10 protein-coding genes are annotated in these 8,424 nt (G+C 61.7%); 4 read left to right on the forward strand and 6 right to left on the reverse strand.

The annotated features are described in order from the left end of the window. Positions 1–35 precede the first annotated feature (35 nt). Both JCM25156_RS30860 and JCM25156_RS22175 read right to left on the reverse strand, forming a co-directional pair. Complete coding sequence (locus JCM25156_RS30860) at positions 36–437, reverse strand: hypothetical protein (RefSeq protein ID WP_242402517.1); 402 nt, start codon at positions 435–437, stop codon at positions 36–38. Further along, complete coding sequence (locus JCM25156_RS22175; RefSeq protein ID WP_242402518.1) at positions 413–1,948, reverse strand: esterase/lipase family protein; 1,536 nt, start codon at positions 1,946–1,948, stop codon at positions 413–415. The genes JCM25156_RS30860 and JCM25156_RS22175 overlap by 25 nt, the downstream gene beginning before the upstream one ends. 279 nt (positions 1,949–2,227) lie before the next feature. Here JCM25156_RS22175 and JCM25156_RS22180 point away from each other — a divergent pair, with 279 nt between their 5' ends. The 3 genes from JCM25156_RS22180 to JCM25156_RS06700 all read left to right on the forward strand — a co-directional run bounded on the left by JCM25156_RS22180 (position 2,228) and on the right by JCM25156_RS06700 (position 3,279). Then, a complete protein-coding gene (locus JCM25156_RS22180) occupies positions 2,228–2,503 on the forward strand; it encodes a putative hemolysin (RefSeq protein ID WP_034958678.1) in 276 nt (91 codons plus the stop codon). A 14-nt stretch (positions 2,504–2,517) separates the two neighbouring features. Further along, on the forward strand, positions 2,518–2,766 hold the full coding sequence (locus tag JCM25156_RS06695) for a hypothetical protein (RefSeq protein WP_025812556.1): 249 nt from the start codon (positions 2,518–2,520) through the stop codon (positions 2,764–2,766). Positions 2,767–2,994: 228 nt separating this feature from the next. After that, positions 2,995–3,279 carry a hypothetical protein gene (locus JCM25156_RS06700; RefSeq protein WP_025812557.1) on the forward strand — a complete coding sequence of 95 codons (285 nt, stop codon included), beginning with the start codon at positions 2,995–2,997 and terminating at the stop codon, positions 3,277–3,279. A 27-nt stretch (positions 3,280–3,306) separates the two neighbouring features. On the opposite strand, the gene JCM25156_RS06705 is transcribed toward JCM25156_RS06700, so the two are convergent. Beyond that, positions 3,307–3,630, reverse strand: a complete 324-nt coding sequence (locus JCM25156_RS06705) for a hypothetical protein (RefSeq protein WP_025812558.1) — start codon at positions 3,628–3,630, stop codon at positions 3,307–3,309. Between the two features lie 41 nt (positions 3,631–3,671). On the opposite strand from JCM25156_RS06705, the gene JCM25156_RS06710 reads away from it, so the two are divergent. Next, positions 3,672–4,061, forward strand: coding sequence for a hypothetical protein (locus tag JCM25156_RS06710; protein ID WP_025812559.1), 390 nt, complete (start codon positions 3,672–3,674; stop codon positions 4,059–4,061). A gap of 143 nt (positions 4,062–4,204) precedes the next feature. On the opposite strand, the gene JCM25156_RS06715 is transcribed toward JCM25156_RS06710, so the two are convergent. The 3 genes from JCM25156_RS06715 to JCM25156_RS06730 form a co-directional block, all read right to left on the reverse strand. Continuing rightward, positions 4,205–4,795: a DNA-3-methyladenine glycosylase I gene (locus JCM25156_RS06715; RefSeq protein WP_025812560.1), complete on the reverse strand. Its 591-nt coding sequence runs from the start codon at positions 4,793–4,795 to the stop codon at positions 4,205–4,207. A 449-nt stretch (positions 4,796–5,244) separates the two neighbouring features. Next, positions 5,245–7,461 (reverse strand): pyrroloquinoline quinone-dependent dehydrogenase, encoded by a 2,217-nt coding sequence (locus JCM25156_RS06725; protein WP_025812561.1) that lies wholly within the window; start codon positions 7,459–7,461, stop codon positions 5,245–5,247. Then, entirely contained in the window at positions 7,442–7,828 is a 387-nt protein-coding gene (locus JCM25156_RS06730; protein ID WP_025812562.1) for a hypothetical protein, read from the reverse strand. The genes JCM25156_RS06725 and JCM25156_RS06730 overlap by 20 nt, the downstream gene beginning before the upstream one ends. Positions 7,829–8,424 lie beyond the last annotated feature (596 nt).

The following is an 8,424-nucleotide window of genomic DNA, read 5'->3' on the forward strand; positions in this document are numbered from 1 at the left end:
CGCCCGCAGGCCCCATGCCCATACGCGCTGGCCGTTCATGGCCGTGGCGCCGCAGGTGCAATGGCTCCCTGCGCAAGCTGGAGCAGCAGGATGCGCCGGACCTCGGCAATGGTGAAGGGGTTGGACTGGGTGGAATGTTCCGAATGGCGCACCACAAGCTCGGACTCCACACCGGGTATATGCGCGCTGGCATAGGACACCACGCCATCATCCGCCCGGGAAAGCGGGTTGCCGTTGCCGCATACGGGAATGATGGAATGGGTATGCACGCCCTTTACAATGGGAATGGTGGGCAGCGTGCGCATGAACGCGCTGCGCGGTGACATGGCGTAGACGCTGCCCAGCCGTGATACGCGCCCGGCCAGATGCGTGCTGTCGCCCGCGCCGGTCATGATCTCGCGCGCGGTCTCGCTTACCCGTAGCGGCAGGCTGGCCATCCGGCCGATAAACTGCGTGAGCGATGTGGCGGCGAAGTAACTGCCATGCTGCGGTGTGGCGATAAACACCACGCGCTGGATTTCGGGCATGGGGGTGGGAAACATGGTCTCACGCATGAGACGGCGCGCGTCGCGGTCAGGTGAAAGGCGGAAAGCGGGCGGTCCGCCGTGCCGTTCCACAGCCTGTCCCCAGGGTTGATGACCAGCATGCGCGCCAGCAGCCCGCCCTGGCTGTGCCCCACCAGCGTAATGCGTCCCAGCGCCGGATCGGCCCGCACCCCGCCCAGACTGTCCACCGCCTGCGTTATGGCCCGGCGCAACTGCCAGGCGGAATACGGGATGGGACTGGATGTGGCGTAGGAGAAGAACCAGAAGTCAAAATGATCGCGTATGCGCGGGTCTTCCAGCAGGTCATTGACCATGCTGGCCCAGCGATAGGGGCTGGACGCCGTGCCGTGAATGAACACCACCGGCATGTTGCCCCGCCGGTGCGGGGTCATGGCCACCAGACGCGGGCGCGTGCCGTCAAACGTCGTGCCATCCAGAAAACCACGGTATTCCTTGGTCCACAGCGCCGTCTCACGCAGGCTCAGGGCGCGCGCGGCGGTCTGGTCATAGGCGGCGGGAACGGTAGCGTTACCAATGCGGGTGGCAGGGTTTTCATCCATTACCCGCAGCACCAGCCGCCCATGCGGGCTGCTGGTCAGCACCTGTGCGCGGGGATTGTCCATTTCCAGCAGCAGGCTGGCGGGAACACGGATCTGGTCCGATACGCTGAAACTGGTATGCGCGTCCCTGTCATCATGTTCCCGCGTGTCGGCACCATCCGGCGCGGGTCGGGCCAGCGCGGTCAGGGCCTCGCCCAGTCCGGGGGTGCGATAGACATTCGCCATCCCGCTGACCGCCAGTGTCGCAGTGGGACGCATGTTTTCCAGCAGGCGGCCATGCCAGCGGAGCTGCGCGGGATCAAAGCCAAGGTCGATCGTGCCAAACGGAAGCGCGCGCACCTGTGCCCCGACCGCGCCCGAGGCTGGAAAGGCCGCGCTCAGGCTCAGGTTGTACAGATCACATGCCTGCCGGAAGCGATCGTCATACGGGCTGGGACCACCCGCCTGCCCCGGTTGCAGGTAGGCATAGGCATATAATGCTGCAGCCAGGAAATCCGCGGCCCGGTGGTGGCGCAGCCCCTGCCGGTAACTCAGTTCCGCCAGCGCGAACAGGGTATCGGCCACGTCATCAGGGTCTGTCAGGTCCGTTTGCGCCTGCGTGCGCAGCGTGGCGATGGCGCGGTCGGGGTGGGCGCGCCACTGGGGCAGCAGGCCATGGCGGTTCAGCACCACCAGCGTGGAATTGCCCGGCGCATGGCCCTGCAACGCGCTGCGGCTGGTGGTGCGATAGCTCTGCACCAGCGAGACCTGCCGCACGGTCACCGGTCCGGCGCATCCCGCCAGCAACATCACCGCCAGCAGGTTGACGGGCCGACAGGCGGCGCGCGTGAAGATCCGTTTCATTCCCGCAGATTAGGCGGCCCCGCGCGCCGCGCAAGCGGGGAATTGCGGATCCGCCGCACGCGGGCGGGACTTATGAAGAAAGAATCCAGAACATACGGGCATGGGCACGACGCCACCCAGTTTCTTTCCCCGCGCACAGGGCCGGACCAGTCACCTGAAATCCATGTGGACCTGTCTTCCGGTTCATGGAATTCGCGGCATCTTGCTGCTATCCCATGCGGCGCATTACTGTCGCTGTCGGCGGTGACATGCCGCAAACCATCAAGGGCCCGAACTGATATGACCCCCACCCTTTTCCTGCCCCGCGCCCATGCCCGCGTCCTGTGCGTCATGGCTCTCGTGGCCTGCATGCTGGCGGGAAGTGCGCCCGCCCATGCGGTGGCGCCCATCGGGATGCCCAATCCGGCCTCGAAATTCTGCGTGCAGCGCGGGGGACGGGTGGAGATGATGCGCACCGGCAGCGGAGTGACCGGCTGGTGCCATCTGCCCAGCGGCAAACTGGTGGAGGAATGGAAACTGTTCCGCCGCAACCATCCCGCCATGCGCCGCCACTGACCCGCGCCCGTAACATGCTCCTGCCGCCCACGCGGTGGATCGTGATGGCCCTGCTGGTGGTGGGCGTGGCGGGCTGTGATGACCCGCTGATCGCCCATAATGTGCCCCCACCCGAGGACTGCGCCCGCCGGGGCGGCATGTGGCGGGTCATGTCCGATGGCCATACCGGCCTGTGCCGCCTGCCCCCGGGCAGCAGGGTTGCGGGCTGGACGATCATGCCGCACGCAGCATCCAGACAGGCGACGCCTGTTCCGGGTCAATAGGGCCACAGCATTCATCATCGGGTTGCGGGCGAAATCATCCGATCACGCGCGCAGGTTGTAACAATTTGATGACCTGCCAGTCCGGGACGATCGGGTTACATAACAGACAGCACAAGATGTGCCTTCATGGCGCATCGCCGCCTGTCCCGGCAACGGATGCGGGCGGCAACCGTAAGACCCGGCCCTTTTCGCGAGAGGTCAACAACCCGCCATGAGCAGGAGGAAACAGTGGAAACCGCATGTATCACCCGCCCCGACCATCCCGGCATGACCGCGCGTCTGATCACCCTGCGCCCCGCGATCGCGCTGCTTGCAGCGGGGGTTGCGCTGTCCGGCTGTACGGGCCGGATTGGCGAGGATGCATGTTTTTCCTGCGCTGATGAAAAAACCGCCAGCACTCCCGCGACGAACCAAAAAGCAGCGCAGGACCGGACGGCCGACCCTAAAACACCCGATAAATCCGCCACCAGTGCGCGGGCCATGCCCCCGAAGGCCACTCCCCCCGCCGGATAGCGGGCTGCGAACGATATGAAAATAAGATCACGATAACGTGTTTCTGATCCACGCGTAACCGGACAACTCCCGCCCGGCGGGTACGTTGTGGTCATACCATCCATTGGCGCGCATGGAAGAATGGGGGAACCATTCCCTTTCCTGTCCGTCATGGGTGAAACCGGGCGATCCGCGCACGCGCATGCCACCATTCCGGCCCTGCCGCCACAGACCCGGCCCGCCGGACATGCCGCCACGGTACCGCTCCAGACGGCACGCGGCCCTGAAAATGGTCCGCCCGCCCCCTGCATGCCGGGACACCCGTGCAGGAACAGGCCATAGTCCCGCCACCAGGGCCGCGCGACGGGGCATGCCCCCCGCGTCGGTTCCTGATTTCGTTACCGGAGCCTCACATGAAGATTTCCCGTAATGTAACCGACATAACCACCCGTATCGGTGATTTCCTGACCGGGGCGCTGGGCGACCGTTCGGGCGCGATGTCAGTGCTGAATGATATTCTTGGCCCCCTGCCCGCGCCGGGGCACCCCAGCATGCTCGAACAGCGCGCCGAGGCCGTGGGTATGCTCCCGCTGATCCGGGCATGGCAGGAACAGGATAACCCTGAACCCGCGGATGAAAGCACTGTACATGCCCTGTTCAGGCCGGTCGAGATTGACCGTTTCTCCACCCAGACCGGGCTTTCGGGAATGGCGGCGATGAAAATCCTGCGCGAGGTGCTGCCCCTGACGGTGCGCCACCGGGCGCTGAGCGCGCGCTCCGACAAACCCATGAATATCCACTAGCCAGATCTGGTGGGTATACCCGCCATAAAACAGGCCCGACACGGTTGAACCGCCAGGGCTCCGCGGACAGGGTCGCCCCTGTTCGACCTGCCGCCTGCCCGCATGGGGTTCCTTCCCCGGTGTGGCAGGCTTTTTTTGGGATTCTATCGCTTGCCGAGATGTCCGCTTACGTCCCGTGCCGTAGCATGGCGAAAACAGGTCGGGTCGTGATCGTCTATCATCCCGGCCGCCTGCATCCATGCATAGGCGATGACCGGCCCGACAAAGCGGAACCCGCGTGCCCGCAGCGCCGCCGACATGGCGTGTGACAGGGGAGAGGAAGCCTGCACCTGCCCGCTCAGGTTACGCACCGGACCATCGGGCAGCATGCCCCAGGCAAAGGTGGCAAAATCTTCTCCCCCATCGCGCATGGCGGCATAGGCCTGCGCATTGCCAATGGTCGCGACAATCTTGGCGCGGGCACGAATGATGCCGGTATCAGCCATAAGGCGCGTTACATCGGCGGCTGTAAAACCGGCCACGCGGTCGGGGTCAAACCCGGCAAAGGCACGGCGAAATCCCGCGCGCCGCTTCAGCACCGTGCGCCATGACAGCCCGGCCTGAAAACTTTCCAGCACCAGCATTTCCCATAACTGGCGGCTGTCATGCACCGGCTGGCCCCATTCATGGTCGTGATAGGCCATCATCATTGCATCCGCCTGCGCCCACCCGCAACGGGTTATGTTGGGGCACATGGTTACAGCCTGCACCCGGAGCGCGGCAATGGCGCCCGTGCCGTCGCGCACTGGTCAGGTTCACGCTCCATGGCCGCAACAGATGTAGCGCAATCAGGCGTACCTTCAGAATTCAGTGCGGATGGCATGGACTGCATGGGTAAGCTTACCTTCCTCATGATGGTTATGTTCAGGTGGTTGTGACCTGATAACAGAGCCATGACATCATACAGCCCGGAATCAAATATATCCTTGCGATACGACCACATATGACAAGCGGTTTATATGTATTGGACCGCATATTATTCAAATGCCGCGCTTGCGATAGTCTGTAAATTACAAAGAAATTTCTGGTGAAGCTTTTTTCAAAAAGCATCAGGAAACATCGTCCCCAAAAGGCATAACCCACAAAAAAACCGGGGGCACGGAACAGGCCCCCGGTTCAGGCTGGCAGTTGCGTGCGCCAGTTATCAGTTCACGTTATCCAGTGCATAAACAACCAGATCATCAGTTACCGGCGTCATCATGAAGTGATGCCCGCCCGCCATGATCGCGACGTACTGCTTGCCCTTGTATTCATACGTCATGGGAGTGGCCTGCCCGCCGCCGGGCAGGACGTCGTTCCATACTTCCTTGCCGGTATGCAGGTCGAAGGCATGGATCATGTTATCCGTCGTGGCGGCGACAAAGATCAGGCCCCCCGCCGTAATGACCGGGCCGCCATTATTGGGCGTGCCGATGGTCAGCGGCAGGTGCGTGGGCAGGCCGAATGGACCGTTGGAACGCGCACTACCCAGCGGATGCTGCCACAGGACTTTCTGCGTGTGCATGTCTATGGCGGTAATCATGCCATAGGGCGGGCGGTTGCACATCATGCCCGTATATTCATCCCAGAAAGGTGAGACAACAACGCCATAGGGTGTTTCCGCCATGGCTCCTGCCCCTTCGGCCCCGCCGCCGCCGGGCTTGTAGCTGGGGTCATCCACCGGCATCAGGCCCAGCTTATCTGCCTTCTTGCGGCTGACAAGCTGGTCATACATCGGCATGTTGTTCCAGTTGGCGATCAGGATGCCGGTCTTTTCATCATAGGCCATGCTGCCCCAGTCCGAACCGCCATTATAGCCGGGATATTCCAGCCAGGGCTTGGTAATGCTGGGGGGTGTAAACTCACCCACATAATTGGCGCGACGGAATTTCAGGCGGCAATAAAGCTGATCAATGGGGGACATGCCCCACATATCGGCTTCCTTCAGCGGGGCAAAACCAAGGCGCGGCATGCCAACCGACCACGGCTGCGTGGGCGAACGCGGGTCATCCGCCACATTGCCGGGCGAAGGTGCCGGGCGTTCTTCAACCGGCAGCACCGGCTCACCCGTGCGGCGGTCAAGCACGAAGGTCTGGCCACGCTTGGTGGGCATGATCAGCGCAGGCACCGTACTGCCGTCGGGTTTTGTGAAGTCCATGAGCGTGGGCTGGGAGCCGATGTCGTAATCCCACACGTCCTTATGCACGGTCTGGAACACCCAGCGTGGCTCGCCCGTTTTCACGTCGATCGCCACCACGGCGGAGGATACCTTGTTCTCCTCCGGGCTGCGGAGCGCGCTATAGTAATCCGCCGCCGAGTTGCCGGTAGGCACATAAACCAGCCCCAGCGCATTATCGCCAACCATCGCGGCCCATGAATTGGGCGTGCCACGGCTGTAATGCTCGCCTTCCTTCGGCTCGCCATGGTCATGCGGGCGATTGACATCCCATGCCCACAGGAAGCGCCCGGTTTCGGCATCATAGCCACGGATCACACCCGATGGCGCCCAGCGGCGCTGGCCATCAAGGATTTCCTGGTTGGTGATGATCGCGCCATTCACGATGGGCGGCGGCGCGGTTTCCGCCACGAATCCGGGCACGGATTCGCCCATGCCTTTCATCAGGTTGACCTGGCCGTGATAGCCAAATCCCTCGCACAGCTTGCCATCCTCGCTATCCACCTCGATCAGGCGTTCATCAAGGGTCGCCTCAAGAATGCGATGGTGGCAATGCTCCCCTTCCGGCACGGTGGAGGACGTATAGTAGACCACCGCCTTGCACGCTGCGGTATAGGGAATGCTGTCGTATTTCTCGTTCGCGTGGAAGTGCCACACTTCCCTGCCCGTTGCCGGATCGATACGCATCATGTCGTTCTGGGCCGAGCATGTGTATAGCCCGTCACCCACCTTGATGGGCGTGGTCTCGGCGGCCCATTTGTTCACCTGCCCCGGCGCCGGCTTGCTGCCGGTGTGGTAAATGAACGCACGGTGCAGATGGCTGATATTGGCGGGCGTGATCTGGTCCAGTGGCGAGAAACGGGTCGCACGGTCGTCATGCCCGTAGGCGGGCCAGTCATCATGCGCGGGGATGGCCGTTACCTGCGCCACGGCGGGTGATGCCTCGCTGGGTTCGGCGGGGGGGCCGTCGGGAATGTTCGCCGCGTTCACACCTGGCGCCTGCGGGGCATTGGGCGGCGGCGGTGCATACGCATCGCGTGTGGAACTGGACTGTTCCTCGGGTTCGGTGGCGTTACCTTCACCCGGTGGCAGGCTGGTGGGGGAACCTGTGCTACGGCGGTTCCGGCCACGCCAGCGATGATGGTCGCGCCCATGAGCAGGGCGCGCAGCATTGATTTCCGGGGCATTAGACAGCCTTCCGTGCATGAAGTGCGTGCGAATCCTGTGCGCGCCGGAGTACGGGCAGACAGGCCAGCACGGCAATGGCGAGGAGTGTGGGGCCGAACACGCGCGGCAGCAGGCCCCAGCCATCCAGCCCGACTTCCCACAGCGCCCAGACCCATGTGATCCCGTAAGCCGCAAGGTAAAGCAGCCCACCCGCAACCCGGCCCATGGCCATGAGAACCCCGGCGATGATAATGGCCAGCCCGCACAGGAGATAGTACCAGGAGCCGCCAATGAAGGCGAGTTCCGCCCCCATATACGCCAGCGGCACGCCCAGAATGATGATGATAATGGCCAGCACAAGCGTCGCCCATCCGGCGGCGCCGTGTGGTCTTGTCAAAGACGACATGATGGATGTTCCTTCCCAGTCATGGAATGGAAGCTAGGCGCGCCCGTATCAAAAATAAAAAAACGAAATCGCGATCTTGGTAACAACTTTATTATTGCTTATGAATGTCAGGTATTTCTAAAAAATATGAATAACGCCATGTAACTTTCAGGGGGCATAAGTACTTAATTCCTGTCCCGCCCTATTCCAGCCAAGGCAGCGCAGTCCGCCACGGCCTGTAAAGTGGGCGGATGACGGGCTTGTCCATGAGATGAAATGATGAATGACGGTGAAGCACCGGACCTACAATGCGCGCATAACGACATGAAAATAAACCGACATATCAAACAGATCGGACTGATCGACGTTTCAGGAACGCATAAGGAAAGGGAAAAGCAGGGTCATGGTTGAACGTGGTAATCATGGACCTGTTCGCGTTATCTGCTGGTGAAGAAAGTTGCTTTCTACTTTTGATTTATACGCCATTTTATGGATGTATGACTGATGGAATTCGGAACCGCCCGATCTATCGTCGCATTATGGGAAACAAAATACAGGAATTATTATTACAAACATTAATATGTATATAAATATATTTATTGTAATTAATAAATAAA

It is taken from the genome of Komagataeibacter kakiaceti JCM 25156, assembly GCF_000613305.1.